This window comes from Rhodococcus sp. NPDC060086 (assembly GCF_042730275.1).
Classification (GTDB): Bacteria; Actinomycetota; Actinomycetes; order Mycobacteriales; family Mycobacteriaceae; genus Rhodococcus.
The window spans coordinates 1-26,797 of the sequence record NZ_JBHWWZ010000008.1; the positions used below are offsets into that span (position 1 = coordinate 1).

The window sequence follows — 26,797 nt, forward strand, 5'->3', positions numbered from 1 at the left end:
GGCCTGTTCTCTCGCGGAACGGTTTACGGCACCTGCCGGACCGCGCCCTTGTCTGCCGACGTGGCCAGCGCTGCGTAGGCGCGCAATGCCTTGGAGACCGTGCGCTCACGGTCGAGGGGCTGCCACGGACGCTCGGAGGCCTCCATCTTCGCGCGACGCTCGGCGAGAACGTCGTCGTCGACGAGCACCTCGAGTGCGCGGGTGGCGACATCGATGCGGATCCGGTCGCCGTTCTCGATCAGGCCGATGACACCCCCCGAGGCTGCCTCGGGGGAGACGTGGCCGATCGACAGACCCGACGTGCCACCGGAGAAGCGTCCGTCGGTGATCAGTGCGCACACCTTGCCGAGGCCGACACCCTTGAGGAACGACGTGGGATGCAGCATCTCCTGCATGCCCGGACCTCCGGCCGGCCCCTCGTATCGCACGACGACGACGTCGCCGGGCTTGACCTTCTTACCGAGGATGACCGAGACGGCCTCCTCCTGGGATTCGACGACGAGCGCGGGGCCTTCGAAGTGGAAGAGGTCCTCATCGATGCCCGCGGTCTTGAGGATCGCGCCGTCCGGAGCGATGTTGCCGCGCAGCACGACGAGTCCACCTTCGACGGTGTAGGCGTGCTCGACGTCGCGAATGCAGCCGCCCGCAGCATCGGTGTCGAGCGACGACCACCGGTTGTCCGTCGAGAACGGCTCGGTGGTGCGCACTCCACCGGGAGCGGCATGGAAGAGTTCGAGTGCCTCGTCCGTGGTCTTGCCGGAGCGGATGTCCCAGTCGTCGAGCCACTGGTCGAAGCTCTCGGTGTGGACGGTGTGCACGTCGGTTTCGAGTAGGCCACCGCGACGGAGTTCGCCGAGGATCGCGGGGATGCCGCCGGCCCGGTGCACATCCTCCATGTGGTAATCGGAGTTCGGCGAGACCTTCGACAGGCACGGCACCTTGCGGCTGATCGCGTCGATCGTCGTGAGATCGAAGTCGACCTCACCTTCCTGCGCGGCTGCCAGGACGTGCAGCACCGTGTTGGTCGAACCGCCCATGGCGACGTCGAGTGCCATCGCGTTGCGGAACGCCGCCGGGGTGGCGACGTTGCGGGGCAGGACCGACTCGTCCTCATCGCGGTAGTAGCGGAGAGCCGCCTCGACGACGGTGGTGCCCGCTCGCTCGAACAGGGCGCGGCGCGCCTCGTGGGTCGCCAGCGTCGATCCGTTGCCCGGCATCGCGAGCCCGAGTGCCTCCGTGAGGCAGTTCATCGAGTTCGCGGTGAACATGCCCGAGCACGAACCGCACGTCGGGCACGCGCTGCGCTCGACCTCGTCGAGACCGGCGTCGTCGACTTCCTCGCTCGCGGACGCGGAGATCGCGGTGATCAGGTCGGTGGGTGCCTGTGCCACCCCGTTGACGACCACGGCCTTGCCTGCCTCCATCGGGCCACCGGAGACGAACACCGTCGGGATGTTCAGGCGCATGGCCGCATTGAGCATTCCGGGTGTGATCTTGTCGCAGTTGGAGATGCACACGAGTGCGTCGGCGGTGTGCGCGTTGGCCATGTATTCGACGGAGTCGGCGATGATCTCGCGGCTGGGCAACGAGTACAACATTCCGCCGTGGCCCATGGCGATGCCGTCGTCGACGGCGATCGTGTGGAATTCACGCGCGACGCCACCGGCGGCCCGTACCGCTTCGGCGACGATGTCGCCGACGTCCTTGAGGTGTACGTGCCCGGGGACGAACTGGGTGTACGAGTTCGCGATGGCGACGATCGGCTTGCCGAAATCGGAATCGGTCAGGCCGGTGGCGCGCCACAGGGAGCGCGCGCCGGCTGCATTACGTCCGACGGTGGTGGTGCGTGACCTCAACGGGGGCATGGGCTGACTTCCTTGACGGGGCTGGTGGTGCGGCGCGGTGACCTGACGCGCCCGACTGCCGGGCTCTGGCGGTACAGGGCGCGGCGGTACAGGGGCGCAGCAGGATCGAATCTACCCGCGTGCTACTTCGTGTCGGGATCCGACTCGGTGTCGGCAGGTGTATCGGATATCACGTCGGCGTCGTTCGATTCCTTGTCCGCTTCGGCCAGTTGTGCTTCGCGAGCGGCCGCGTACGGGTCGGTGATACGTCCGCCGCTGGCTTCGGCCAGTTGCGGCAGACGCCCGAAAGTGACGACGGGAAGCGCAACCTCGGTGTCGTCCGTGAGGGTCGCGCGCGCCCATCCGCGCTTGGGGAATCGGATGCCCTTCAGTGAATCCCAGCCGACCGTCGTCGTGGTGAACGTCGCGCGAGCGACGATGCCGTCGGGGCCGACGACGGTGCGTACCCGCAGTACCCAGGCGACGACCAGGAGTGGGATCACCAACATCCACGAGAATGCGGCGGGCCATGCCATCGCGGGGGAAAGCACCGCGAGGAACAGAAGCCCGCATGCGAGGAATGAGAGCCGCGAGATCTGGATGATCTGCGTCGTCGGTTCGGGAGTGTGGGAGGATGGGGCCGGTGGCACGGGCTGCTGTGGAGATGACACCTCACCATCTTCTCATCGCAGCCATGGCATCTCACATTCTGGGACAGTGACCGTACCAAGTTGACTGTTCGTACTCCACGCGCCTACCGTCGAGCGCGTGAATCAGAATGGGTTGCTCGTAATCGGCCGGCGCGTCGTCGCCTGAGCCGCTTATAGCAACTCGCCCACGACGCGCCACCCTCGTACAGCACAATGCTGACGAGGGTTTTTTGTTGCCCGGAGTCAGAATCAGAGGAATTCGTAGTGAGCGCACCAACCGCACGACCTCAACCCTCGCCGCGGAAGCCGGGGTCTGCCACCCCGACTACCGCAGCTGCCGCGACGCAGCCCGCCGGCCGACGCTCGGTAGCCCCTGAACGGGTCACCGGAGCCCAGGCGGTAGTCCGGGCTCTCGAAGAGCTCGAGGTCGACACGGTCTTCGGTATTCCCGGCGGTGCGATCCTTCCCGTGTACGACCCGCTGTTCGATTCGAAGGGCGTGCGCCATGTGCTCGTCCGTCACGAGCAGGGTGCCGGCCACGCCGCGACCGGATACGCCCAGGCCACCGGCAAGGTCGGTGTGTGCATGGCCACGTCCGGCCCGGGCGCGACCAACCTGGTCACCCCGCTCGCCGACGCCCAGATGGATTCGGTCCCGATCGTGGCGATCACCGGCCAGGTCGGACGCCCGCTCATCGGAACGGACGCCTTCCAGGAAGCCGATATCTCGGGCATCACCATGCCCATCACCAAGCACAACTTCCTCGTCACCGACGGCGCCGACATCGCGCGCATCCTCGCCGAGGCGTTCTACCTGGCGTCCTCGGGCCGCCCGGGCGCCGTCCTCGTCGACATCCCCAAGGACATCCTGCAGGCACAGACCACGTTCAGCTGGCCGCCGGAGATGCACCTGCCCGGGTACCGTCCGGTCACCAAGCCGCACGGCAAGCAGGTCCGTGAAGCCGCGCGACTCATCGCCGACGCCAAGAACCCCGTCCTGTACGTCGGCGGCGGTGTGATCAAGGCCGACGCGTCCGCCGAGCTGCTCGAACTCGCCGAACTGACCCGCATCCCCGTGGTCACCACGCTCATGGCGCGCGGCGCGTTCCCCGACAGCCACGAACTGCACTGCGGCATGCCCGGTATGCACGGCAACGTCGCTGCCGTGGGGGCGCTGCAGAAGAGCGACCTGCTCATCACCCTCGGTGCCCGGTTCGACGACCGCGTCACCGGCCAGCTCGACACCTTCGCACCCGGCGCGAAGGTCATCCACGCCGACATCGATCCGGCGGAGATCGGCAAGAACCGGCACGCCGACGTGCCGATCGTCGGCGACTGCAAGGAGGTCATCGTCGACCTGCTCGAAGCAGTTCGCGCCGACCTCGCGACGGGCACCACGCTCGACTACACCAAATGGTGGGTCTACCTCGACGACCTTCGCAGCACATACCCGCTGTCCTACGACCGGCACACCGACGGCACCCTGTCGCCGCAGTACGTGATCCAGGCCGTGGGCAAGCTCGCCGGACCCGACGCGATCTACTGCGCCGGCGTCGGCCAGCACCAGATGTGGGCCGCACAGTTCGTCGACTACGAGAAGCCGCGTACGTGGCTCAACTCCGGTGGTCTCGGCACGATGGGCTACGCCGTGCCTGCCGCGATGGGCGCCAAGATGGGTAGGCCCGAGGCGGAGGTCTGGGCGATCGACGGCGACGGCTGCTTCCAGATGACCAACCAGGAACTCGCGACCTGCGCGGTCGAAGGTGTGCCGATCAAGGTTGCGTTGATCAACAACGGCAACCTCGGCATGGTGCGTCAGTGGCAGACACTGTTCTACGAACAGCGGTACTCGAACACCGATCTGTCCACGCACAGCCTGCGTATCCCCGATTTCGTGAAGCTGGCCGAGGCTCTCGGCTGCGTCGGCATCCGCGTCGAGCGCGAGGAAGACGTCGAGGACGCGATCCGCCAGGCGCAGGCCATCAATGACCGGCCCGTCGTCATCGACTTCATCGTCGGCAAGGACGCCCAGGTGTGGCCCATGGTCGCGGCGGGCACAGGCAACGACGAGATCATGGCGGCCCGCGACATCCGTCCGTTGTTCGACGAGGATGCCGCCGACGACCCCACCGTGGTCCACGAGACCATCGAGCGTGACCATGCGCGCAGCGAGCAGGCTGCGGCCGAGGAGGAAAACAAGTGAGCACGAGCCACACCCTCAGCGTCCTCGTCGAGGACAAGCCGGGCGTGCTGGCCCGAGTCGCATCGTTGTTCTCGCGGCGTGGTTTCAACATCGAATCGCTCGCTGTCGGTGGCACCGAGGTTCCGGAGATCTCCAGGATGACGATCGTCGTGACGGTCGACGAGTTCCCGCTCGAGCAGGTCACCAAGCAGCTCAACAAGCTCGTCAACGTCATCAAGATCGTCGAGCAGGAGGACGAGGCCTCCGTTGCCCGCGAACTTCTGCTGATCAAGGTGCGGGCCGATGCCAGTGTGCGCTCACAGGTCATCGAGACAGTGAACCTGTTCCGCGCCAAGGTGATCGACGTGTCTCCCGAATCGCTGACCATCGAGGCCACCGGCACGCGGTCGAAGCTCGACGCGTTGCTGCGCATGCTCGAACCGCACGGCATCCGCGAGATCGTGCAGTCCGGAGTCGTGGCGGTCGGACGCGGTCCGAAGTCCATCACGGCTACCCGTTAGCCTGAACACACCCATATTTCCTGAAAGAGGTAACCACTGTGGCAGTCGAGATGTTCTACGACGACGACGCCGACCTGTCGATCATCCAGGGCCGTAAGGTCGCGGTCATCGGATACGGCAGCCAGGGACACGCGCACTCGCTGAGCCTGCGCGACTCCGGCGTCGAGGTTCGCATCGGCCTGAAGGACGGCTCCAAGTCGCGGGCCAAGGCCGAAGAAGCGGGCCTGACCGTCGGCACCCCGGCCGAGGTGTCGGAGTGGGCCGACGTCATCATGGTGCTCGCTCCCGACACCGCTCAGGCGTCGATCTTCACCAACGACATCGAGCCCAACCTGAAGGACGGCGACGCGCTGTTCTTCGGACACGGCCTGAACATCCACTTCGACCTGATCAAGGCTCCGGAGAATGTCACCGTCGGCATGGTCGCGCCGAAGGGCCCCGGCCACCTCGTGCGTCGCCAGTTCGTCGACGGCAAGGGCGTCCCGGCTCTGATCGCCATCGATCAGGACCCGAAGGGTGAAGGCCAGGCGCTTGCGCTGTCCTACGCCAAGGGCATCGGCGGCACCCGCGCCGGCGTCATCAAGACCACCTTCAAGGAAGAGACCGAGACCGACCTCTTCGGCGAGCAGGCTGTGCTCTGCGGTGGTACCGAGGAACTCGTCAAGATCGGCTTCGAGGTCATGGTCGAGGCGGGCTACGCCCCCGAGATGGCCTACTTCGAGGTTCTCCACGAGCTCAAGCTCATCGTCGACCTCATGTACGAGGGTGGCATCGCCCGCATGAACTACTCGGTGTCCGACACCGCGGAGTTCGGTGGCTACCTCTCCGGCCCGCGCGTGATCGACGCCGACACCAAGGAGCGCATGAAGGCGATCCTGGCGGACATCCAGTCCGGCGAGTTCACCCGTCGCCTCGTCGCCAACGTCGAGAACGGCAACACCGAGCTCGAAGGCCTGCGCAAGGCCAACGCCGAGCACCCGATCGAGGTCACCGGCAAGAAGCTGCGCGACCTGATGAGCTGGGTCGATCGCCCGATCACCGAAACCGCATAGTCGGTTCGGACTTCTTCCGGAGGCCCGGTACACCTCACGGTGTACCGGGCCTCCGGCGTTCGCGGACCACTCTCCTCCCGGCCTGCCGAGAGCGATACTGGGTGAATGTCGCTCTGGACCGGGCTGGGTCGACTCCCCGGGATCGCTACCGCACGCACGTACCAGCGCGGTTGGTTGCGGAGCGACATCGGCGCCGGACTCGCCCTCAGTGCGCTGCTCGTGCCGGCAGGAATGGGGTACGCCCAGGCGGCGGGCCTGCCCCCATACACCGGCCTGTACGCGACGATCGTGCCGATGCTCGTGTATGCAGTGGTCGGCCCCTCACGGATCCTCGTGCTCGGACCGGATTCCGCCCTCGCGCCGCTCATCGCTGCAGCGGTGATCCCGCTCGCCGCAGAGGGTGACCCGCAGCGTGCGATTGCACTCGCCGGGGTGTTGTCCGTACTGGTCGGCGTGATCCTCATGCTAGGGGGGATCCTGCGCCTCGGGTTCATCACCGAACTGCTCTCCAACCCGATTCGAATCGGCTTCCTCAATGCGATCGCGGTCATCGTCATCGTGGGTCAGCTGCCGTTGCTGGTGGGGACCGAGGACGACGAATCCGGTGTGCTCGCCGAGATCGCGGATGTCGTCGACGACGTGTTCGAAGACGGCGTGCACCTGTCCGCGTTCCTGATGGGTGCCGGGTCCATTGCTGTCATCGTCGCCGCTCGGAGATTCGTTCCCGTTATCCCGGGTGTCCTGATCGCGGTCGTCGGCGCGGTCGCGGCGACGGCAGTGTTCTCCCTGACGGACGAGATGGCGATGGTCGGTGAACTACCTCAGGGTTTTCCGGCGCCCGCGCTGGGCGGTGTCGGGTGGGGAGATGTCGTCGAACTATTCGGCGCTGCAGTCGCGATCGCTGTGATCGCGTTCGCCGACACCGCGGTCCTGTCCCGCGCCTTCGCGATGCGGCACGGCGAGCACGTCGACGGCAGTTCGGAGATGCGCGCGCTGGGTGTGGTGAATGTCGCTGCGGGGGTCACGGGTGGATTTCCGGTGTGCGGTAGCGGCAGTCGCACTCCGGTCGTCGAAGAGAGCGGGGGTCGTACGCAACTCGTGGGCGTGGTCGGCGCCCTGGCCGTGCTGCTGTTCCTGCTGGTCGTGCCGGGGTTGACCGCCTACCTCCCGCAAGCGGCGCTCGGGGCGGTCGTGATCGTCGCGGCGAGTTCTCTGATCGACCTGGGTGCAGTGCGGCATCTGTGGAAGGTGAGCAAGGTCGAATTCGGGCTTTCTGTCGCCGCATTCGCCGGTGTCGCATTGGCGGGAGTGCTGCAAGGCGTACTCGTCGCCGTCGGACTGTCCCTGATCGTCGTGGTCGTGCGCGCCTGGCAGCCATACCGCACCGAACTCGTCGAATTGCCCGACGTCGCCGGCTATCACGATGTGGAACGGCACCCCGAGGGGCATCGGGTCGATGGACTGGTCCTGGTGCGGTTCGACGCACCGTTGTTCTTCGCGAACGGAGCGATCCTCACCCGGTACGTCCGAGACCTCGTGCGCGACGCCGAAAAACCGGTGGAGTGGGTTGTTCTCGCCGCCGAGCCGATCACCGATCTCGATACCACGGCGGTGGAGGCCATCGAGGAACTCGACGGATATCTCGAGCGCAAGGGCATCCGGCTCGGCTTCGCGGCAATGAAGGGTCCCGTCAAGGATCGGTTGAATCGAATGGCCGCCGAGGGTCGCTTCGAGGTGGAACGTTTCCATCCGACCGTCCGCACCGCGGTCATCGCGTTTCGGCACCGCAACGACGACATCGACCGTCGTGATGTGGATGCACCGCCGCGCGATGTCGTCGACTGAACGGCGTTCTCGGGGGAGGAATGATCGGTACGGCGCGAAGTGTCCGAATTGTGACCGGTGGGGTTGGTGTGGCAGCACACCCCTGTGGGGTACGCCCCCTACGGTATCGCCATGGGATGGAATCCGAGGGTAGCGGCAGTGGCGGCGATTCTGGCGACAGTGTGTATGGGTGGCGCAACGGTCACCGCCCACGCGCAACCCACGGTCCCAGGTATCGTGCTTCCCGGTGTCGAGGTCCCCGCGCTCGGCGATCTGCTTCCTCCTGCACGATCGGAATTGTTCGGAGGAGGACGAAACCTGTTTCCCGACAGGAGATTCGTTGCGTTGTACGGCCATCCCAGTGGGCCCGCGCTCGGTGCCTTCGGTGAGCAGGACACCGCTGGCGCGATCGCAAGGGTGCGCGACCTCGCGGCACAGTACCAACCGTTCTCGGCGGAACCGGTGCTGCCCGCATTCGAGATCATCGCGAGCATCGCATCCGCCGATTCCGGTACCGACGGGCGTTTTTCGCGTATCACATCGCCGGAGCAGTTGCGGCCCGTGATCGATGAGGCCGAGGCCGCAGGCGTGTACGTCGTCCTGGATCTGCAACCCGGTCACACTCATTTTCTCGAGCAGGCCCGGATCTACGAGGAATTCCTCGCGCGGCCGAATGTCGGTCTCGCACTGGACCCGGAATGGCGACTGGCGCCGGGTCAGCAGCACATGGTGCAGATCGGTTCCGTCGATTCGGCCGAGATCAACGAAGTGGTGGCATACCTGGCCGACCTCGTGCAGCGGCACGATCTGCCACAGAAGATGCTCGTTCTCCATCAGTTCCGCAGTTCGATGATCACCGGTCGTGAGTTCGTCGACGCCGGTCGACCGGAGGTCTCGGTGGTCCTTCACGCGGACGGGCACGGCACCCCGGCGCAGAAATTCGACACGTGGGGCGCACTGCAGAGTGGCCTGCCACCGCAGATCCACATGGCATGGAAGAACTTCTACGACGAGGATCTGCCCACCTTCACGCCGGAACAGACCATGGCCATCGAGCCGAAACCGGTGTTCGTGTCATTCCAGTGAGTACCGGCGGGTAGCTGCCGCATCCCCGTAGGCCCGCGAAGACCGCCGGGGCACTAAACTATGGGCGGTCGCGGCTTGAACACGCCTACCGTCAGGTGCCCGCGCCGTCGACTACTCGCCACATACACGACACAGGGAGTTTGCACGTGAGCCAGAATGGCCGTCCAGTAGTCCTGATCGCCGACAAGCTTGCGCAATCGACCGTCGATGCCCTCGGCGACGGAGTCGAGGTGCGCTGGGTGGACGGCCCGGACCGCCCGGCGCTGTTGGCCGCGGTGCCCGACGCGGACGCATTGCTGGTGCGGTCGGCCACGACCGTCGACGCCGAGGTCCTCGCCGCCGCTCCGAAGCTGAAGATCGTCGGCCGCGCAGGTGTGGGTCTCGACAACGTCGACATCGCCGCCGCCACCGAGCGCGGTGTGATGGTCGTGAACGCTCCCACCTCGAACATCCACTCTGCCGCCGAGCACGCCGTCGCGCTCCTGATGTCGGCCGCCCGCCAGGTGCCCGCCGCCGACCGCACGCTGCGCGAGCGCACCTGGAAGCGCTCGAGCTTCAATGGCACCGAGATCCTCGGCAAGACGGTCGGTGTCGTCGGCCTCGGCCGGATCGGTCAGCTCTTCGCCCAGCGCCTCGCCGCATTCGAGACCCACGTCATCGCCTACGACCCCTACCTGCCCGCTGCACGCGCCGCGCAGCTGGGCATCGAACTGGTCGATATCGACGAGCTCGTCTCGCGCGCCGACTTCATCTCGGTGCACCTGCCGAAAACGAAGGAAACCGCAGGTCTGATAAACGCCGAGCGTCTGGCCACGGCCAAGGACGGTGTCATCATCGTCAATGCTGCCCGTGGCGGTCTCATCGACGAGGACGCGCTGTACGACGCGCTCACCTCGGGCAAGGTCCGCGCCGCCGGACTCGACGTGTTCAACACCGAGCCCTGCACCGATTCGAAGCTCTTCGACCTCGACAACGTGGTCGTCACCCCGCACTTGGGCGCCTCGACCGCCGAAGCGCAGGATCGCGCCGGCACCGATGTCGCCAAGAGTGTCCTCCTGGCTCTCGCCGGTGAATTCGTCCCCGACGCCGTCAACGTCTCCGGTGGCCCGGTCGGCGAGGAGGTCGCGCCGTGGCTCGAACTCGTCCGCAAGCTCGGCCTGCTCGCAGGCACCCTTTCGCCCGAGGCCGTGCAGAACGTGCAGGTCGTGGCGAGCGGTGAGCTGTCCGTCGAGAATGTCGAGATCCTCGGTCTCGCTGCGCTCCGGGGCCTGTTCTCGGCCAGCAGTGACGAGCCGGTCACCTTTGTCAACGCCCCGCAGCTCGCCGAGCAGCGCGGCGTGAGCATCGAGGTCGAGAGCATCAGCGAGGCGCAGACCCACCGCAGCGCCGTCGAGGTGCGCGCTGTGGCGGCCGACGGTGGCATCACCACCGTTGCGGGCGCTCTGACCGGCCTGCAGCAGGTCGAGAAGATCGTCAACATCAACGGACGCAGCTTCGACCTGCGTGCCGAAGGACACAACTTCATCGTGCACTACCAGGATCGACCCGGCGTCCTCGGCACGCTGGGCACCGTCCTCGGCAACGCGGGCATCGACATCCAGGCAGCCGCGCTCAGCCAGGACGCCGAAGGCCCCGGCGCGACGGTGATCCTGCGCGTCGAGCGCGTCGTCGCCGACGCGGAGGTCGCGCAGATCGTCGACCAGCTTGAGGCACGTGTCGCGCAGGTCGACCTGTCCTGATCATCGCTTTGCACCGTTCGGTGGCCGCGACCGTCTGCACGGTCGCGGCCACTGTCGCACAGGAAGAGAGCACAGAAAATGAAACTTGCGGTCATCCCCGGTGACGGCATCGGTGTCGAGGTCACGGCCGAGGCGCTGAAAGTCCTGAACAAGCTGGTTGCGGATCTCGAGACCACGGAATACGACCTCGGCGCGCGCCGCTACAACGAGACGGGTGAGTTGCTCCCCGAAGCCGACCTCGCCGCGATCCGCGAGCACGACGCGATCCTGCTCGGCGCGATCGGCGACCCGTCGGTCACTCCCGGGATCCTCGAACGTGGCCTCCTGCTGAACATGCGCTTCGCGCTCGATCACCACGTCAACCTGCGTCCCTCACGGCTGTACCCGGGGTCGAAGTCTCCGCTCGCTGCGAACCCCGACATCGACTTCGTCGTGGTGCGCGAGGGCACCGAGGGCCCGTACACGGGCAACGGCGGCGCGATCCGCGTCGGTACACCGCACGAGATCGCAACCGAGGTGTCGGTCAACACCTGGTTCGGCGCAGAGCGTGTCGTGCGCTACGCGTTCGAGCTCGCGCAGACCCGCCGCAAGCACCTCACGCTGATCCACAAGACCAACGTGCTGTCCAATGCCGGCGCGATCTGGACCCGCGCCGTCGAGACCGTCGGCAAGGATTTCCCGGAGGTCGAGACGGCGTACTGCCACATCGACGCGGCGACCATCTACATGGTCGACAACCCGTCCCGGTTCGACGTCATCGTCACCGACAACCTGTTCGGCGACATCATCACCGACCTCGCAGGCGCAGTCACCGGAGGTATCGGCCTGGCCGCCAGCGGCAACATCGATGCCTCCGGAACGAATCCGTCGATGTTCGAACCGGTTCACGGTTCCGCACCGGACATCGCAGGCAAGGGTATCGCCGACCCGACGGCCGCGATCCTGTCCACCGCGCTGCTGCTGCGCCACCTGGGCCGCGACGAGGACGCAGCGCGCGTCGAGGCTGCCGTCGAGGCGGATCTCGCCTCGCGCGGTGATTCGCCGATCGTGACCACCGAGATCGGCGACCGTATCACCGCCGCACTCTGATCACCGGTGCGCGGTTCCGGTAGCACGCACTACCGGAACCGCGCACGACGTCAGTCCTGTCCGGGCACCACCGGTACCGCTGCCGCAGGGGCGATTGCGGAGAGCGCGAACGCTGCGGGAAAGCCGACCGCGGCGATGAGAGCACCGAACACCGGGCCCACAGCGGCGGCGAAGACGAACTGGCCGGTGTTCTGGACGCCGAGCGCCCGACCACCCCAATACGGTCCGGCGATCTCGGCGACGGCGGTGAACGCAAGGCCGTTGGGACTCGACGAGGCGACCGACGCGACGAGCAGCACGGCAACGGCGACGGGGGAGTCCGTGAGCGAGGTCGCCGCGAGCGCCACCATGGACATCGCGGTGATCATCGACACGATCCGCAGCGGACCCAACCTGCTCCCGACGCGATCCGACCACGCTCCCACGGCGACCCGGCCGAGCGCGCCGAGGACTTGTGCCGCGGTGATCACCAGTCCGGCACCGGTCTCGTCCCAGCCGCGGTCGACGATCAACCACACCAATGCGTATGTCCACACGACGTATTGAGGAATCACCAACAGGATCGATGCGACGTGGATGCGGGTCAGCGCAGAGCCGGCCCGGTACGGATTCGCCAACGCTCCGGTGCGCGCGGCCTCGGCCCTGTCAGGACGTGGCGGGTCGACGATCCCGACCGCGCACGCAACAGCAGCGACGCCGCACACGATCGCGGGAAATGCCAGGGCCCAAGCGATTCCGTGGTCACGCGCCAGCTGCGGCATGACCAGCGCGGAGGCTGCAACCCCGAGTGGCACCGACATCTGGCGAATGCCCATCGCGAGCCCGCGCTGATGCACCGGAAACCAGCCGACGACCACGCGTCCGCTGGCGGCGTTGGCACTCACCGCGCCGGCGCCGCCGCACGCGAGCAGCACCGCGAGGGCGGCCGGTGACGTGGTGAAGGTCGCGCCTGTGACCGCGGCGGCGGTGATCGCCATGCCGGCGGACAGGGCGAGGCGTTCGCCGAAGCGATCGGCAACGGCGCCCCATGCGACGAGGGTGAACATTCCGCCGAACAGCGGTGCAGCGGCGAGGGTTCCCGCTTGCGTCAGGGTGAATCCGGCCTCGTTGTGCCAGGTCGGGATGAGGAATGCGGCACCGTTGACCACTGTTGCCTGCGCGGTCTGGGCGAAGACACCCAGCGCGAGGATCAGCCATCGTCGGTTCCCGATGGTGAGTGTATCCATGAAATCTCACTATCTGAGAATGTGATCCCGTAGTTTGAAACTTGGGGGGAACTCTATACCGAGAGGGCCTGCGCGTCGATCGGGGAGAGTCGGCGCCCGATAGACTCGCCGCATGCGCCTTGGTCGAATCGCAAGTCCGGACGGTGTCGCTTTCGTCAGCATCGAAGGGGAGGGGGACTCCGTGATCGCCAAGGAGATCGCCGAGCACCCGTTCGGCACTCCCACCTTCACCGGCCGGAGCTGGCCACTCGCGGATGTGCGGCTGCTCGCACCGATCCTTGCGAGCAAGGTGATCGCGGTCGGGCGCAACTACGCGGCCCACGCGGCGGAGTCGGGCAACGAGGTGCCCGACGAGCCTGTGATCTTCCTCAAGCCCAACACGTCCATCATCGGTCCCGGCGTGCCCATCGTGATTCCGCGGAACTCCTCGGTGGTGCACCACGAAGCAGAGCTCGCGGTGGTCATCGGACGACCGTGCAAGGACGTCACCGCGGCGAAGGCACGCGAAGCGATCCTCGGGTACACGGTCGCCAACGATGTGTCCGCCCGCGACCATCAGGCGAAGGACGGTCAGTGGGCCCGCGCCAAGGGGCACGACACGTTCTGCCCTCTCGGCCCCTGGATCGAAACCGACCTCGACGCCTCCGACCTCGAGATCTCTGCGGAGGTCAACGGGCAATCTCGTCAGCGCAGCCGCACTTCGATGATGGTGCACGACATTCCGGCACTCGTGGAATGGGTCTCGGCGGTCATGACATTGCTGCCGGGCGACGTGATCCTCACGGGCACGCCGGAGGGCGTCGGTCCGATCGAAGCCGGCGACACCGTCTCGGTCACGGTCGAGAAGATCGGCACGCTCACCAACCCCGTGGTGACGAAGGGCGCCTGAGCTGTCGGTCCGCCGTTCCTGCGGTGTGGTCGGAGACTAACCTGAGAGGGTCTTGATATCCCGTCCCTCGACCCGAGTGAGCCGATGACCACCAGCGAAGTTCGCGTCCGTTTCTGTCCGTCCCCGACCGGTACCCCGCACGTCGGCCTCGTGCGTACCGCCCTGTTCAACTGGGCATTCGCACGACACCACGGCGGGGCATTCGTCTTCCGTATCGAGGACACCGATGCGGCCCGGGATAGTGAGGAGTCGTACCAGGCGATACTCGACGCGTTGCGCTGGCTCGGGCTCGAATGGGATGAAGGGCCAGAGGTGGGCGGCCCGTACGAGCCATACCGTCAGTCGCAGCGACGGGATCTGCACCTCGACGTCGTCGCGAAGCTCCTCGCGGCCGGTGAGGCGTACGAGTCGTTCTCGACCCCGGAAGAGGTCGAGGGGCGGCACAAAGCGGCCGGTCGCGACCCCAAGCTGGGATACGACAACTTCGACCGCGACCTCACCGCCGAGCAGCGGCAGGCCTACCTCGACGAAGGCCGCAAGCCGGTCGTGCGACTCCGGATGCCTGCCGACGATCTGCGCTGGAACGACCTCGTGCGCGGTGAGACGACATTCAAGGCGGGCACCGTGCCCGACTTCGCGCTCACCCGAGGCAACGGCATCCCGTTGTATACGCTCGTCAACCCCGTCGACGACGCCCTGATGAAGATCACCCATGTGTTGCGCGGTGAGGATCTGCTCTCCTCGACGCCCCGTCAGCTCGCGTTGTATTCCGCACTGCAGCGCATCGGCGTGGCCGACTTCACTCCCGAGTTCGGGCACCTGCCGTTCGTGATGGGCCAGGGCAACAAGAAGTTGTCCAAGCGCGACCCGGAATCGAACCTCTTCCTCCATCGGGACCGCGGATTCATTCCGGAAGGGCTGCTCAACTATCTCGCGCTCCTCGGCTGGGGGCTCGCCGACGACCGCGACGTGTTCTCACTCGACGAGATGGTCGCCGCATTCGATATCTCCAAGGTCAACTCGAACCCGGCCCGCTTCGACCAGAAGAAGGCCGACGCGATCAATGCCGAGCACATCCGGTTGCTCGAGCCCGCAGACTTCGCGGCGCGCCTGAAGGCCTTCCTCGTCGAACACCGGCACATCACCGCGGATGTGGACGATCAGCTCTTCGCTGTGGCGGCCGACCTCGTCCAGACCCGCATCGTCGTCCTCAGTGACGCATGGGGTCTGCTGAAGTTCCTGTTCGTCGACGAGGCGGACTTCGAACTCGACGAGGCGTCCGCGGCGAAGAACCTCAAGGAAGATGCCGCCGCGGTCCTCGACGCGACGATCGCGGCGGTCGAGGGCCTCGACGCGTGGACCACCCCGGAGCTCGAGGGGGCGCTCAAGGCGAAGCTGATCGACGAGTTGGGCCTCAAGCCACGGAAGGCGTTCGCGCCCGTTCGTGTCGCCGTGACGGGCTCGCATGTGAGCCCGCCGCTCTACGAGTCGATGGAACTGCTCGGTCGCGAGCGGTCGCTCGCGCGTCTGCGGGACGCTCGCGCCACCATCGCCTGATTGGACCTGTCCTGATCGGGTCACGCTACGAGGAGGGCGCTCGCCATCACGGCGGGTGCCCCCTCGCTTCCGCGCCGGGTGACCGGCCGGGTCGGAGCCGCACGAACTTATAGCGCTGACCAGGCGATTTGTAGTTCTGTACCCCCATGGTGTTAATCTTCTTCTCGGTTCGGAACGGAGGCCGAGCGCGAACAGCGCAGGCCGAAGGAACAGACCATTGGGGTATGGTGTAATTGGCAACACAGCTGATTCTGGTTCAGCCATTCTAGGTTCGAGTCCTGGTACCCCAGCTGCGATGCGGTGGTTTGCTATCGCATCCCGGTCAGTTTAGGCTGGCTGAGCTTCCTTCGGGAAGCGCAAACAGAAGAAGATCCTGGCCCCGTCGTCTAGCGGCCTAGGACGCCGCCCTCTCACGGCGGTAGCGTGGGTTCGAATCCCATCGGGGCTACCATGGATCTCCTCCGACTTTCGGGTCGGAGGGATTCTTCTTCTGTAGGGTTCGATCTCCGGAAACGGGCCGATCGAGCCCGGGCAAGTTCCTGGCCCCGTCGTCTAGCGGCCTAGGACGCCGCCCTCTCACGGCGGTAGCGTGGGTTCGAATCCCATCGGGGCTACATCGAAAGAAGACCCTCCGGAAACCCGGAGGGTCTTCTTCATTCTCATGATCAGCCACTCTTGCGCCGGAATTGACGATGGTGGTCTGTGTTGGCGTGCGGCCCGTTGGCCTTCGACGTCGCGTCGAGATGCGCGGTTCCGCTGCCCTTGCTCTGCTTCTTGCGTTCGAGTGCCGCGAGGAACTCTTCTTTGATGCGTTCTTTTGCCGGGTCGGTCATGTTCGTACCTCCCTCCTGTTGGTGAATGTAGCGCGGCGGGTGCCGGCCTGTCGCGTGAATTTCGACGTCAACGATCGGCGCGCGGTAGATACGCGGCGGTCGTGCCACCGAGCGCGATGGCGGGTATGCCGAGCTTGCGGTGGTCCCAGGACCGAACGCGTTGTGGCACCACGCGTACCGCCACCCTCTTGTGCATCATCTGTTCCACGGCGGGGCGCATCTCGTCCGTGTACGGGCCGGTGTAGCGCTCCCAGACGTCTCGGCAGACGTCGAACAGCACGTCGTGATCTTCGACGATCCGGGCGCGACCTTCGATCGAAACGCCGCGCAATTGATCGTAGGTGTCGCCGGCTTCGACAAGTGCGGTGATGCGATCGTCGCGACGGAGATTCACGACCTTCTGCGATTTCGCCTTCGTCTCGAACCAGATCTCGCCGCCGAGCACGGCGTACCACATGGCCACCAGATGCGGTGTACCCTGCGGTCCCAGCGAGGCGAGTGTGGCCACGCGGCTGTGGTGGAGGAAGTCGCTGACTTCCGGCTCGGTCATTGCGATCTCTGCTCGGCGGTTCGTTCCCATGGGCAGAACTGTGACACACCTCGCAACAGGTCACCAACGCGACCGTCGGAGGCCGCCCTCCGAATCGATGACCTGACCCACGACCCATCTGCCCTCGTCCGAGACGAGCCACGCGATCAGTCTCGCAGGGTCGTCGGGTTGGCCGAATCGTTTCTGAGGAAACGCCTCCAGCACTGCCCGGAGTGTCTCTTCGTCACGGTCGCGCGTGTCGGGGGACAGGTATCCCGTGTTCGCCGGACCCGGATTGACAGCATTGAGCAGAATCTTCCGCTCGAGCAATTCGTCGGCGACGGGCGAATGCGGCAGTGAGAAGTAAGACCGACCGTGCGTCCACCTGCCAGTGGACGTCCAACGTTGTGGTGTCGAGTTCGAGCAGTGCGCCGTCGCTGCCGCTGTGGGCGTGGTTGCACACCAGGATGTCCACGTGTCCGAACGCGTCGGTCGCCCTGTCTCGGACACCACCGCGTCGAGATCGTCTGCTCCCCACGGCTGGTCGAGATCGTGATCGCGGAAATGGGTGACGAAGACGTGCGCCTGCCGCCACGAGCTTACGGGCGATCGCACAACCGATACCGCGGTGACGGCCACGCCGGTCACGACTGCCACGCGGCCTTCGGGCCCAGGGGATACATGGCGCCGATGGAGCGGTATGGATGTGCAGAATGCAAGCGAATTTCGGCGGACTACAAACGTTTGTGCAATGCCTCGGCGGCCGCGAGCAGGTCGGCGGCCCAGCGGGCGCCCGGTCGGCGGCCCATGCGGTCGATGGGGCCGGAGACCGAGATCGCTGCCACCACCGCGCCATTGCCGTCGCGCACGGGCGCGGCCACGGAGGCGACGCCGGGTTCGCGCTCGGCTGCGCTCTGCGCCCAGCCGCGTCGGCGGACCTCGGAGAGCACGCGCTCCCCGAATGCGGCATCCGGGAGCAGGGTGCGTTGGGTGGCCGTATCGGCCCACGCGAGCAGGACTTTGGCTCCGGATCCGGCGGTCATGGGCAGGCGTGCGCCGACGAGCACGCTGTCGCGCAGGCCGGTCGGAGGTTCGAGAGCGGCGATGCAGACGCGTTGGGTGCCGTCCCGGCGGTACAGCTGCACGCTCTCCCCGGTGATCTCGCGCAGCCGGGGGAGGACGAGAGAGGCTGCCTCGACGAGCGCATCGCCTGCGCCTGCGGACAGTTCGGCAAGGCCGGGGCCCGGCCGCCATTGGCCGTCGCCGTCGCGCATCAGCAGGCGGTGGACCTCGAGTCCGACCGCGAGGCGGTGTGCTGTCGCGCGCGGTAACCCGGTGCGCGCACACAACTCGTTGAGGTTGCACGGTTGCTCGGCCACCGCATGGAGGACCGTCATCGCTTTGTCCAGCACCCCGATCCCGCTATGCTGTCTCATAGGTCGATACCTCCGTCTCGCATATTGGGAAGCATAGCGCATCCGGTTTGCGGCGGAAACGGCACCAGACGCGACTCGGACGGCCCCGAGATCCGGGTTCGCGTACGGCACGTACGACAGGTGGAGAGAATGGCTGGAAAGACTCTGGCAGAAAAGGTGTGGGACCAGCACGTGGTTGTGCGCGGTGAGGGAGAGGGAGCGGCGCGTGAGCCCGACCTGATCTACATCGACCTGCATCTCGTACACGAGGTCACCAGCCCGCAGGCGTTCGACGGTCTGCGGCTGGCAGGGCGAGGAGTGCGGCGTCTCGATCTCACGATAGCGACCGAGGACCACAACGTCCCGACGATCGACATCGACAAACCTATCGCTGATCCGGTGTCGCGCACGCAGGTCGAGACGTTGCGCCGCAACTGTGAAGAATTCGGCGTGCGGTTGCATCCGATGGGAGACCTCGAGCAGGGCATCGTGCACGTGGTCGGGCCGCAGCTCGGATTGACCCAGCCCGGTATGACGGTGGTGTGCGGCGACAGCCACACCGCCACTCACGGTGCGTTCGGCTCGATCGCGATGGGTATCGGCACCAGCGAAGTCGAGCATGTACTGGCGACCCAGACGTTGTCGCTGCGGCCGTTCAAGACGATGGCGATCAACGTCGACGGCGAGCTGCCGGCGGGAGTCACGAGCAAGGATCTGATTCTCGCGATCATTGCGCAGATCGGTACCGGAGGCGGACAGGGCTACGTGCTCGAGTACCGCGGCGAGGCCATCCGTGGGCTCTCGATGGAATCTCGTATGACCATCTGCAACATGTCGATCGAGGCCGGCGCACGAGCCGGGTTGATTGCGCCCGACGAGATCACCTACGAGTTCCTGAAGGGACGTCCGCATGCACCGCAGGGCGCCGACTGGGATGCCGCGGTGGCCGCGTGGGAGCAGCTGAAGACCGACGAGGACGCAGTTTTCGACGCCGAGGTACACATCGATGCCAGCGTGCTGACTCCTTTTGTCACGTGGGGAACCAACCCGGGTCAGGGTCTTCCGCTGGGCGCGTCGGTGCCGGTACCGGACGAGATCGCCGACGAGACGGAGCGTCACGCAGCCGAGAAGGCCGTGCGCTACATGGACCTCGAGCCCGGTATGCCCTTGCGAGAGATCAAGATCGACACCGTGTTCGTCGGGTCGTGCACCAACGGCCGCATCGAGGACATGCGCGCGGTCGCCGACATTCTGAAGGGCCGCAAGGTCGCTGAGGGCGTTCGGATGCTCGTTGTTCCCGGATCGATGCGGGTTCGTGCTCAGGCCGAGTCCGAAGGTCTCGGCGAGATCTTCGTTGCGGCAGGTGCAGAGTGGCGTCAGGCCGGTTGTTCGATGTGCCTGGGCATGAACCCCGATCAGCTTGCGCCGGGCGAGCGTTCCGCATCGACGTCGAATCGCAATTTCGAAGGCCGCCAGGGCAAAGGTGGGCGAACGCACCTCGTGTCCCCACCTGTGGCCGCCGCCACTGCCGTTCGCGGCACGCTGTCCGCCCCGGCGGATCTGGACTAGAGCACGGGACGAGGAGAGAATTCGATGGAAGCCTTCACCACTCACAAGGGCATCGGCGTTCCGCTGCGCCGATCCAATGTCGATACCGATCAGATAATCCCCTCGGTGTACCTGAAGCGAGTAACCCGCACGGGATTCGAGGACGGACTGTTCGCCGGGTGGCGCACCGACCCGGCATTCGTCCTCAACACCCCGCCGTTCGATCGCGGCAGCGTCCTCGTTGCCGGCCCGGATTTCGGAACAGGGTCCTCCCGAGAGCATGCCGTCTGGGCTCTGTCCGATTACGGTTTCCGGGTAGTGATCTCGTCACGTTTCGCCGATATCTTCCGCGGCAACGCCGGAAAAGCCGGAATGCTCGCCGCTCAGGTAGGCCAGGACGACGTCGAATTGCTCTGGAAACTCATCGAACAGCAGCCGGGACTCGAACTCGAAGTGAGTTTGGAGAACCGAACTGTGACCGCCGGAACAACCGTGGTGCCGTTCACCATTGACGACTACACGCGGTGGCGTCTGATCGAGGGCCTCGACGACATCGGGCTGACATTGCGCCAGGTAGAAGCGGTTTCCGAGTACGAGAAGGCAAGGCCTTCTTGGAAACCACGCACCCTTCCGGCGCCCTGAAAAAGGCCTCCGGGAGGCTATTCGGGCCCGAGTCGAAGCGCTTTTCGGCTCGGGCCCGCCCATGTATTTGCATGAGAATTGGCGTGGCACATAGACTCTTGACCGTTTGCGGGGCTACCGTGGACTCGAGTCGGTCTGACGGTGGACCGTGATATGCGGAGGAAATCAATGAACAAGGCAGAATTGATCGACGTTCTGACCGAGAAGCTCGGTTCGGACAGGCGCACCGCAACGGAGGCTGTCGAGCACATCGTCGACGCGATCGTTCGCGCCGTGCATGCCGGCAACAGTGTCACCATCACCGGATTCGGTGTGTTCGAGCAGCGTCGTCGCGCGGCTCGTGTTGCTCGAAACCCGCGAACTGGCGAGACCGTCAAGGTCAAGCCGACGTCGGTTCCGGCATTCCGCCCGGGTGCTCAGTTCAAGGCAGTCATCGCTGGAACGCAGAAGCTTCCCGCGAGTGGCCCGGCCGTCAAGCGCGGTGCCGCTGCAGCAGTGAAGAAGTCCGCTGCCGCGAAGAAGGCTGCGAAGAAGACTGCTGCGAAGAAGACCACGGCGGCCAAGAAGACCACCGCGGCAAAGACCACGGCGGCCAAGAAGACCACCGCGGCGAAGACCACGGCGGCCAAGAAGACCACGGCGGCAAAGAAGGCTCCGGCCAAGACCACCGCCACCGCGGCCAAGAAGACCACCGCGGCAAAGACCACGGCGGCCAAGAAGACCACGGCGGCAAAGAAGGCTCCGGCCAAGACCACCGCCACCGCGGCCAAGAAGACCACGGCGGCAAAGAAGGCTCCGGCCAAGACCACCGCCACCGCGGCCAAGAAGACCACCGCGGCAAAGAAGACCACGGCGGCCAAGAAGGCTCCGGCCAAGAAGACCACGGCTCGCAAGACCGCGGCCAAGAAGTAGGTCTGCTCGATATCTGACCGACCCGTGTACTGCGGGCCGAGTACTTCGGCGGCTACCGGAATCTCCGGTAGCCGCCGAAAGTGTGTTTTATGTAGGCGAGACCGGTTTCGCTGTGCTCGATCCTGGCAGTGCTCGAAACCCGACAGTGCTCAGGTTTGATCGGCAGCCAAGGGACTGTCGATGTACTCGGCCGCCACCAGTCGCCCATCGTCGAACGACAGAACCCACGTGCTCGCCTTGCGCGTACGCCCCTCAGGCAGATCGAATCCCCACTGTTCCGACCACCACTGCAGAAGATTCGGAATCACACCGCCCTGACTGCACAAGACGGGGACCTCCCCGTTCTCGATGATGTCCGCGATCCGCTTGTGGGCGAGCGCGGGGTCGGCTGTGTAGTCTTCTTCGGACAGCGAAGGTTCCAGCGCGATGTCGAGGTCGAGGAGATCGGCGAGCGGTTCGATCGTCTGGATGCACCGGGCGCGGTCCGGGGAAAAAAGGGCATCGGCACCGAAAGCAGACAGCTGGGGCGCCAGCGCCGCGGCCTGGGCCACCCCCTTGTCCTCGAGTGGGCGGTCCCGGTCATCACCCTGGTAGGCCTTGCGACTACCGGCTTTCGCATGCCGCACCACGAGCACCGTCCGGGTATCAGCCGGCAACTCCATGAATCGGCGCAACACCGTGTGGTCCATCGAATATGACAATTCGCCGAAAGCAGCGTCGGGCGAAACCCATCGGAGGACATCCACTTCCTCGTTCGCGACGAATTCGCCGGACTCACACCGCGCCGCCCAGTAATCGACCAACTTGCGTTGGGAGGTGGCCTTTCCCGTCGCTTCGCTCGCCCCGGTGGCCTTTCCCGTCGCTTCGCTCGCCCCGGTGGCCTTTCCCGTCGCTTCGCTCGCCCCGGTACCAGACACGGGATACACGACCCTACCGAGGCCGCGCCCGAGCACCGCTCGGAAACCGGTCTCCTCCTCGGTTTCCCGGAGCGCCGCAACGATCGCCGTCTCCCCAGGATCGAGCTTGCCCTTCGGCAGGGTCCAATCGTCGTATCTCGGTCGGTGCACCAGGGCGATCTCGATGCCACTCCGACCAGGTCTCCACAGCACCGTTCCCGCCGCGAAAATGTCCTTGGGCGATGATGTACTCGACGTTTCGGTCACCTGTTCTCCATTCACGAGGTGCGCATCCGCATGAGTTCGACCTGATGATCCCGTGCGGCGGACCCCGGCGCAGGACTCGCGGACCAGGCACCGTCGGATTCCAAGGTCCAGCAGCGGGTTGCGGGATCCAGCGCGGAGTCGAAGATCTGACCCAGCTGCAAGCAGAGTTGGGGATCCTTCACCTGGGCCATCACTTCGACGCGGCGGTCGAGATTACGATGCATCATGTCGGCACTGCCGATCCAGAACTCGTTGCTGCCACGGAGATGGAGCAGGCGTGAATGTTCGAGGAAGCGTCCCAGAATCGATCGCACGGTGATGTTCTCGCTCAGTCCCGGAACACCCGGCTTGAGTGCACAGATACCGCGAACGACGATCTCCACGGAGACACCTGCACACGACGCGCGGTACAACGCGTCGATGACCTGCTCGTCGACGAGTGCGTTGGCCTTGAGGCGAATTCCGGTGGGCTTGCCCATCGCATGATGCTCGACCTCGCGTTCGATGCGCTCGATGATGCCCTTGCGTACTCCGTGGGGAGCGACGAGGAGATTGCGGTACTGCGCCTTTCGGGAGTAGCCAGTGAGAGTGTTGAACAGATCGGTCAGGTCGGCGCCGATCTCGGGCGAACACGTGAGCAGCCCCACATCCTCGTACAGCCGAGCAGTTTTCGGATTGTAGTTGCCGGTGCCGATGTGGCAGTAACGCCGAATCGTGGAACCCTCACGGCGAACCACGAGTGAGGTCTTGCAGTGGGTCTTGAGACCCACCAGTCCGTACACCACGTGGACGCCCGCCTGCTCGAGCTTCCGCGCCCACTGAATGTTCGCCTGCTCGTCGAACCGCGCCTTGATCTCGACGAGTGCGACGACCTGCTTGCCTGCCTCGGCGGCGGCGATGAGCGCGTTGACGATGGGGGAGTCGCCGGAAGTGCGATACAGCGTCTGCTTGATCGCCAACACCTGGCTGTCGGCGGCGGCCTGCTCGATGAATCGCTGCACGCTCGTCGAGAACGACTCGTACGGGTGATGGACGAGCACGTCACCTTCGCGCAGCGTCGAGAACACGCTCTTCGGGGTTTCACGTTCGCCGAACGCAGGATGCGTTGCAGGTACGAACGGAGCGTCCTTGAGATCCGGGCGGTCCACGGCATGTACCTGCCAGAGACTGGACAGATCGAGCAGACCCGGCAGCTGCACCACGTCCGACGGATCGACATCGAGCTCACGCAACAGCAATTCGAGCATGTGCTCGGTCATGTCGTCGGACACCTCGAGGCGCACCGGAGAACCGAAACGGCGACGCGCGAGTTCGCGTTCGAGGGCCTGCAGCAGATCCTCGTCGCGATCCTCCTCGACGTCGAAATCCGCGTTACGCGTGACCCGGAACGCGTGGTGTTCGACGACTTCCATTCCGGGGAACAGAACGTCGAGGTGCGCTGCGATCAGTTCCTCGAGGGGAAGGAAGGCCGGGATCGCGGTGGAAGCGTCGACCTGGTCGACCCGGATATAGCGGCCGACGTTGTCGGGAACCTTCACACGCGCGAAATGCTCTCCCGCGGAATTGAGGTCCTTCACGGTGACAGCGAGATTCAGGCTCAACCCGCTGATGTACGGGAACGGATGAGCGGGATCGACGGCAAGCGGCGTGAGGACGGGGAAGATCTGCTCGGCGAAATATCGGGTCAACCGTACCTTCTGGTGCTCGTCCAGATCGGACCAACGGATGATCGAGATACCTTCGGCGGCAAGGGCCGGGAGCACCGACTCCAGAAAGACCTGGGCCTGACGGCCGGCGAGTTCCTGTGTGCTCGAGGCGATGAGTGCGAGCTGTGCCCTCGGTGACAGGCCGTCGGCGGATCGTACCGACAGCCCTGTTTCCGCGCGGCGTTTGAGGCCTGCGACGCGCACCATGTAGAACTCGTCGAGATTGGATGCGAAGATCGCAAGGAACTTTGCTCGCTCGAGAAGAGGTATCGACTTGTCCTCCGCGAGGGCGAGCACACGCGCATTGAAATCGAGCCAGCTCAGTTCCCGGTTGAGATAACGGTCCGCGGGGAGCCCATCCGTGCTGAGTGCGCGATGCTCGGCCGCGGCGGGCGGTGCAGCGGGTGTGGCGGTGCCTCGCACCGGCCGGGTAACGGCGCGGGCCGGGACTGCATCTTCGGGTCCGACGTTCGAGTCGGTGGTATGGCCGTGGGTCACTACTTCATTGTTGCAGGAACATCGTGGCCCCGTGACTCAGCGGCGGACACCAGGTGCTCGTTCCGGAAGCAGGAATCCGATCCGGTCGAGGACCTGGCTCGTGGCGTCTCCGATGCCGAGTCGGACGGCGGCCTCGAGGTCGTCGAGGGTGTCGACATCCAGGCGCAGGCCGTCCAAGGGGTCCGTCAGTGCCCGTGCTCCGGATCGGATGTGCCGTCGTGCGGACTGGATGCCGAACATCGGCTCGAGTGGACGATCCGGTCTGCACTGGAACAACGCGGACGTTCCATCGCCGGTGTGATCGACGACGATCGCCGTGCCGAACGACCGCGCTTCGGTGAGTGCGGTCGTGAGTTCCGACGATCGCAGCGCCGGAAGGTCCGCCTGGAGTGCGACGAGATCGATTCCCGGGGACTCCGCGCGAATGCGTCTCGCGGCCAAGCCGAGCGCTGCATTGAGAGGGTCCGACTCGCCACGATGTACGGGATCGGGCAGAACCTGGGCGCCATGTGCGAACGCGACCTCGGTGGCGACCGGATCCGACGTCACGACGGTGGCAACCGTTTCGGGAAGCCCCACGACCGCAGCGAGGGTGTCGATGAGCATCGCGATCACCAGGTCGGAGCGTGTGGACGGTTCGAGGGCGTGCGCGAGCCGCGTCTTCGCCAGGCCCAAGGCCTTGACGGGGACGAGCACGTGCACAGCGGTCATGCCCGGGATTCTGCCAGTTCCCCGGCCGGATGCACTCCGGCGTCCCGTCTCGCGGTGTGCGCACCCGGCTTGGGCGATACTGGACGCACCCGTGGTGGAGACGTACGCGGCGGGGACTGTGATGCGACGAGACGACAGCGCAGCGTGGCGACAGCACAACGAGACGATGAGGGGAACCGTGTGACCAAAGCGGCGATTCTGGGGGCGGGTTCATGGGGGACGGCGTTCGCGAAGGTTCTCGCCGAGGCGGGTACCGACGTGACCGTCTGGGCTCGACGGGAGGAGATGGCGCGATCCATCCACGACCGGCACGAGAATCCCGACTATCTTCCCGGTATCGAGTTGCCTCCGACCTTGTCGGCCACCGCCGATCACCGGGTGGCGCTCGACGGCGCTGATTTCGTCGTTCTCGCGGTCCCGTCCCAGACGCTGCGGGTCAATCTCGCGCAGTGGCGGGACGACATCGCGCCCGACGTGACGCTTCTCAGTCTCGCGAAAGGGATCGAGAGCGGCACCCTGATGCGGATGAGCCAGGTGGTCGGTCAGGTCACCGGAGCGGACCGGAATCGGATCGCGGTGCTGTCCGGACCGAATCTCGCACGCGAGATCGCCGTGGGCCAACCCGCCGCCACCGTGATCGCCTGCCCCGATTCCACACGCGCCATGCAAATCCAGAAGGCTTGTGCCACAGGTTACTTTCGTCCGTATACGAACACGGATGTGGTCGGGTGCGAGATCGGCGGCGCCTGCAAGAATGTCATCGCACTGGCGTGCGGCATGGCGGTCGGTGTGGGGCTGGGGGAGAACACGGTTGCGAGCATCATCACCCGCGGTCTGGCCGAGATCATCCGTCTCGGAACCGCGCTCGGGGCCAAGCCGGCGACCCTGGCGGGCCTGGCGGGGGTCGGCGACCTTGTCGCCACATGCGCGTCGCCGCTCTCGCGCAACCGGACCTTCGGTGAACGGCTCGGTCGGGGCGGGACGCTCGAGAGCGCACAGGAGGCCACGCACGGTCAGGTTGCCGAAGGCGTCAAATCCTGTACCTCGGTGCGGGAACTCGCTGCCAATTACGACGTCGAGATGCCCCTCACGGACGCGGTGCATCGCGTGTGCCATGAGGGGATGTCGGTTCAGGACGCGATCGGGCTGCTGCTCGGTCGCCGTGTGAAGCCCGAGTGATCC

The 26,797-nt window shown here is 65.7% G+C and carries 23 protein-coding genes and 3 tRNA genes; 16 read left to right on the plus strand and 10 right to left on the minus strand.

Features of this window, described 5'->3' with window-relative positions; all coding sequences use genetic code 11:
* Positions 1-23 precede the first annotated feature (23 nt).
* Both ilvD and ACFWB0_RS07085 read right to left on the minus strand, forming a co-directional pair.
* Entirely contained in the window at positions 24-1,865 is a 1,842-nt protein-coding gene (gene ilvD / locus ACFWB0_RS07080; protein ID WP_378489732.1) for a dihydroxy-acid dehydratase, read from the minus strand.
* Positions 1,866-1,987: 122 nt separating this feature from the next.
* Positions 1,988-2,494: a PH domain-containing protein gene (locus ACFWB0_RS07085; protein WP_378489733.1), complete on the minus strand. Its 507-nt coding sequence runs from the start codon at positions 2,492-2,494 to the stop codon at positions 1,988-1,990.
* A 264-nt stretch (positions 2,495-2,758) separates the two neighbouring features.
* Here ACFWB0_RS07085 and ACFWB0_RS07090 point away from each other — a divergent pair, with 264 nt between their 5' ends.
* The 7 genes from ACFWB0_RS07090 to ACFWB0_RS07120 all read left to right on the plus strand — a co-directional run bounded on the left by ACFWB0_RS07090 (position 2,759) and on the right by ACFWB0_RS07120 (position 11,986).
* Positions 2,759-4,696: an acetolactate synthase large subunit gene (locus ACFWB0_RS07090; RefSeq protein ID WP_378489734.1), complete on the plus strand. Its 1,938-nt coding sequence runs from the start codon at positions 2,759-2,761 to the stop codon at positions 4,694-4,696.
* Positions 4,693-5,196: an acetolactate synthase small subunit gene (ilvN, locus tag ACFWB0_RS07095; RefSeq protein WP_378489735.1), complete on the plus strand. Its 504-nt coding sequence runs from the start codon at positions 4,693-4,695 to the stop codon at positions 5,194-5,196. Before ACFWB0_RS07090 ends, ilvN begins: the two co-directional genes overlap by 4 nt.
* A gap of 50 nt (positions 5,197-5,246) precedes the next feature.
* Complete coding sequence (gene ilvC / locus ACFWB0_RS07100) at positions 5,247-6,248, plus strand: ketol-acid reductoisomerase (protein WP_378489862.1); 1,002 nt, start codon at positions 5,247-5,249, stop codon at positions 6,246-6,248.
* A gap of 105 nt (positions 6,249-6,353) precedes the next feature.
* Positions 6,354-8,093 (plus strand): SulP family inorganic anion transporter, encoded by a 1,740-nt coding sequence (locus ACFWB0_RS07105; RefSeq protein ID WP_378489736.1) that lies wholly within the window; start codon positions 6,354-6,356, stop codon positions 8,091-8,093.
* A 111-nt stretch (positions 8,094-8,204) separates the two neighbouring features.
* Positions 8,205-9,158, plus strand: coding sequence for a hypothetical protein (locus ACFWB0_RS07110; protein WP_378489737.1), 954 nt, complete (start codon positions 8,205-8,207; stop codon positions 9,156-9,158).
* Between the two features lie 146 nt (positions 9,159-9,304).
* Positions 9,305-10,897 (plus strand): phosphoglycerate dehydrogenase, encoded by a 1,593-nt coding sequence (serA, locus tag ACFWB0_RS07115; protein WP_378489738.1) that lies wholly within the window; start codon positions 9,305-9,307, stop codon positions 10,895-10,897.
* 78 nt (positions 10,898-10,975) lie between these two features.
* Positions 10,976-11,986, plus strand: a complete 1,011-nt coding sequence (locus ACFWB0_RS07120) for a 3-isopropylmalate dehydrogenase (RefSeq protein ID WP_378489739.1) — start codon at positions 10,976-10,978, stop codon at positions 11,984-11,986.
* A gap of 50 nt (positions 11,987-12,036) precedes the next feature.
* Here the strand turns inward: ACFWB0_RS07120 and ACFWB0_RS07125 are convergent, their stop codons facing one another.
* Positions 12,037-13,212, minus strand: coding sequence for an MFS transporter (locus tag ACFWB0_RS07125; protein ID WP_378489740.1), 1,176 nt, complete (start codon positions 13,210-13,212; stop codon positions 12,037-12,039).
* 112 nt (positions 13,213-13,324) lie between these two features.
* Here ACFWB0_RS07125 and ACFWB0_RS07130 point away from each other — a divergent pair, with 112 nt between their 5' ends.
* The 5 genes from ACFWB0_RS07130 (at position 13,325) to ACFWB0_RS07150 (ending at position 16,272) form a co-directional block, all read left to right on the plus strand.
* On the plus strand, positions 13,325-14,101 hold the full coding sequence (locus ACFWB0_RS07130; protein ID WP_378489741.1) for a fumarylacetoacetate hydrolase family protein: 777 nt from the start codon (positions 13,325-13,327) through the stop codon (positions 14,099-14,101).
* 84 nt (positions 14,102-14,185) lie between these two features.
* Positions 14,186-15,658 carry a glutamate--tRNA ligase gene (gene gltX, locus ACFWB0_RS07135; RefSeq protein WP_378489742.1) on the plus strand — a complete coding sequence of 491 codons (1,473 nt, stop codon included), beginning with the start codon at positions 14,186-14,188 and terminating at the stop codon, positions 15,656-15,658.
* 218 nt (positions 15,659-15,876) lie between these two features.
* Positions 15,877-15,948 (plus strand) — tRNA-Gln (locus ACFWB0_RS07140).
* A gap of 85 nt (positions 15,949-16,033) precedes the next feature.
* Positions 16,034-16,109, plus strand: a tRNA-Glu gene (locus ACFWB0_RS07145).
* Between the two features lie 90 nt (positions 16,110-16,199).
* Positions 16,200-16,272: transfer RNA gene (locus tag ACFWB0_RS07150), tRNA-Glu, on the plus strand.
* Positions 16,273-16,323: 51 nt separating this feature from the next.
* Here ACFWB0_RS07150 and ACFWB0_RS07155 read toward each other — a convergent pair.
* The 4 genes from ACFWB0_RS07155 to ACFWB0_RS07170 all read right to left on the minus strand — a co-directional run bounded on the left by ACFWB0_RS07155 (position 16,324) and on the right by ACFWB0_RS07170 (position 18,456).
* A complete protein-coding gene (locus ACFWB0_RS07155) occupies positions 16,324-16,491 on the minus strand; it encodes a DUF5302 domain-containing protein (protein ID WP_378489743.1) in 168 nt (55 codons plus the stop codon).
* Positions 16,492-16,558: 67 nt separating this feature from the next.
* Positions 16,559-17,071 (minus strand): pyridoxamine 5'-phosphate oxidase family protein, encoded by a 513-nt coding sequence (locus ACFWB0_RS07160; RefSeq protein ID WP_378489744.1) that lies wholly within the window; start codon positions 17,069-17,071, stop codon positions 16,559-16,561.
* A 30-nt stretch (positions 17,072-17,101) separates the two neighbouring features.
* Positions 17,102-17,677, minus strand: a complete 576-nt coding sequence (locus ACFWB0_RS07165) for an SDR family oxidoreductase (RefSeq protein WP_378489745.1) — start codon at positions 17,675-17,677, stop codon at positions 17,102-17,104.
* A 77-nt stretch (positions 17,678-17,754) separates the two neighbouring features.
* Positions 17,755-18,456: an IclR family transcriptional regulator gene (locus ACFWB0_RS07170; RefSeq protein ID WP_378489746.1), complete on the minus strand. Its 702-nt coding sequence runs from the start codon at positions 18,454-18,456 to the stop codon at positions 17,755-17,757.
* Between the two features lie 129 nt (positions 18,457-18,585).
* On the opposite strand from ACFWB0_RS07170, the gene leuC reads away from it, so the two are divergent.
* The 3 genes from leuC (at position 18,586) to ACFWB0_RS07185 (ending at position 21,537) form a co-directional block, all read left to right on the plus strand.
* Positions 18,586-20,004 (plus strand): 3-isopropylmalate dehydratase large subunit, encoded by a 1,419-nt coding sequence (leuC, locus tag ACFWB0_RS07175; protein ID WP_378489747.1) that lies wholly within the window; start codon positions 18,586-18,588, stop codon positions 20,002-20,004.
* A 24-nt stretch (positions 20,005-20,028) separates the two neighbouring features.
* Complete coding sequence (gene leuD / locus ACFWB0_RS07180) at positions 20,029-20,625, plus strand: 3-isopropylmalate dehydratase small subunit (protein WP_378489748.1); 597 nt, start codon at positions 20,029-20,031, stop codon at positions 20,623-20,625.
* Positions 20,626-20,793: 168 nt separating this feature from the next.
* Positions 20,794-21,537: an HU family DNA-binding protein gene (locus tag ACFWB0_RS07185; protein WP_378489749.1), complete on the plus strand. Its 744-nt coding sequence runs from the start codon at positions 20,794-20,796 to the stop codon at positions 21,535-21,537.
* 149 nt (positions 21,538-21,686) lie between these two features.
* Here ACFWB0_RS07185 and ACFWB0_RS07190 read toward each other — a convergent pair whose 3' ends face one another.
* Genes ACFWB0_RS07190 through cofC form a run of 3 tightly spaced genes read right to left on the minus strand, consistent with a single transcriptional unit; the run spans position 21,687 to position 25,615 of the window.
* Entirely contained in the window at positions 21,687-22,700 is a 1,014-nt protein-coding gene (locus ACFWB0_RS07190) for an NUDIX domain-containing protein (RefSeq protein WP_378489750.1), read from the minus strand.
* A gap of 11 nt (positions 22,701-22,711) precedes the next feature.
* Complete coding sequence (locus ACFWB0_RS07195) at positions 22,712-24,904, minus strand: RNA degradosome polyphosphate kinase (protein ID WP_378489751.1); 2,193 nt, start codon at positions 24,902-24,904, stop codon at positions 22,712-22,714.
* A 36-nt stretch (positions 24,905-24,940) separates the two neighbouring features.
* Positions 24,941-25,615 (minus strand): 2-phospho-L-lactate guanylyltransferase, encoded by a 675-nt coding sequence (cofC, locus tag ACFWB0_RS07200; RefSeq protein ID WP_378489752.1) that lies wholly within the window; start codon positions 25,613-25,615, stop codon positions 24,941-24,943.
* Positions 25,616-25,795: 180 nt separating this feature from the next.
* Here cofC and ACFWB0_RS07205 point away from each other — a divergent pair, with 180 nt between their 5' ends.
* Complete coding sequence (locus ACFWB0_RS07205) at positions 25,796-26,794, plus strand: NAD(P)H-dependent glycerol-3-phosphate dehydrogenase (protein WP_378489753.1); 999 nt, start codon at positions 25,796-25,798, stop codon at positions 26,792-26,794.
* The last annotated feature ends 3 nt before the right edge of the window (positions 26,795-26,797 follow it).

Coding starts and splice junctions, on each gene's coding strand:
- ilvD (WP_378489732.1), bottom strand. CDS start 1,865: ATGCCCCCGTTGAGGTCACGCACCACCACCGTCGGACGTAATGCAGCC.
- ilvC (WP_378489862.1), top strand. CDS start 5,247: ATGTTCTACGACGACGACGCCGACCTGTCGATCATCCAGGGCCGTAAG.
- ACFWB0_RS07105 (WP_378489736.1), top strand. CDS start 6,354: ATGTCGCTCTGGACCGGGCTGGGTCGACTCCCCGGGATCGCTACCGCA.
- ACFWB0_RS07110 (WP_378489737.1), top strand. CDS start 8,205: ATGGGATGGAATCCGAGGGTAGCGGCAGTGGCGGCGATTCTGGCGACA.
- ACFWB0_RS07120 (WP_378489739.1), top strand. CDS start 10,976: ATGAAACTTGCGGTCATCCCCGGTGACGGCATCGGTGTCGAGGTCACG.
- ACFWB0_RS07125 (WP_378489740.1), bottom strand. CDS start 13,212: ATGGATACACTCACCATCGGGAACCGACGATGGCTGATCCTCGCGCTG.
- ACFWB0_RS07130 (WP_378489741.1), top strand. CDS start 13,325: ATGCGCCTTGGTCGAATCGCAAGTCCGGACGGTGTCGCTTTCGTCAGC.
- gltX (WP_378489742.1), top strand. CDS start 14,186: ATGACCACCAGCGAAGTTCGCGTCCGTTTCTGTCCGTCCCCGACCGGT.
- ACFWB0_RS07155 (WP_378489743.1), bottom strand. CDS start 16,491: ATGACCGACCCGGCAAAAGAACGCATCAAAGAAGAGTTCCTCGCGGCA.
- ACFWB0_RS07160 (WP_378489744.1), bottom strand. CDS start 17,071: ATGGGAACGAACCGCCGAGCAGAGATCGCAATGACCGAGCCGGAAGTC.
- ACFWB0_RS07170 (WP_378489746.1), bottom strand. CDS start 18,456: ATGAGACAGCATAGCGGGATCGGGGTGCTGGACAAAGCGATGACGGTC.
- leuC (WP_378489747.1), top strand. CDS start 18,586: ATGGCTGGAAAGACTCTGGCAGAAAAGGTGTGGGACCAGCACGTGGTT.
- leuD (WP_378489748.1), top strand. CDS start 20,029: ATGGAAGCCTTCACCACTCACAAGGGCATCGGCGTTCCGCTGCGCCGA.
- ACFWB0_RS07185 (WP_378489749.1), top strand. CDS start 20,794: ATGAACAAGGCAGAATTGATCGACGTTCTGACCGAGAAGCTCGGTTCG.
- cofC (WP_378489752.1), bottom strand. CDS start 25,615: ATGACCGCTGTGCACGTGCTCGTCCCCGTCAAGGCCTTGGGCCTGGCG.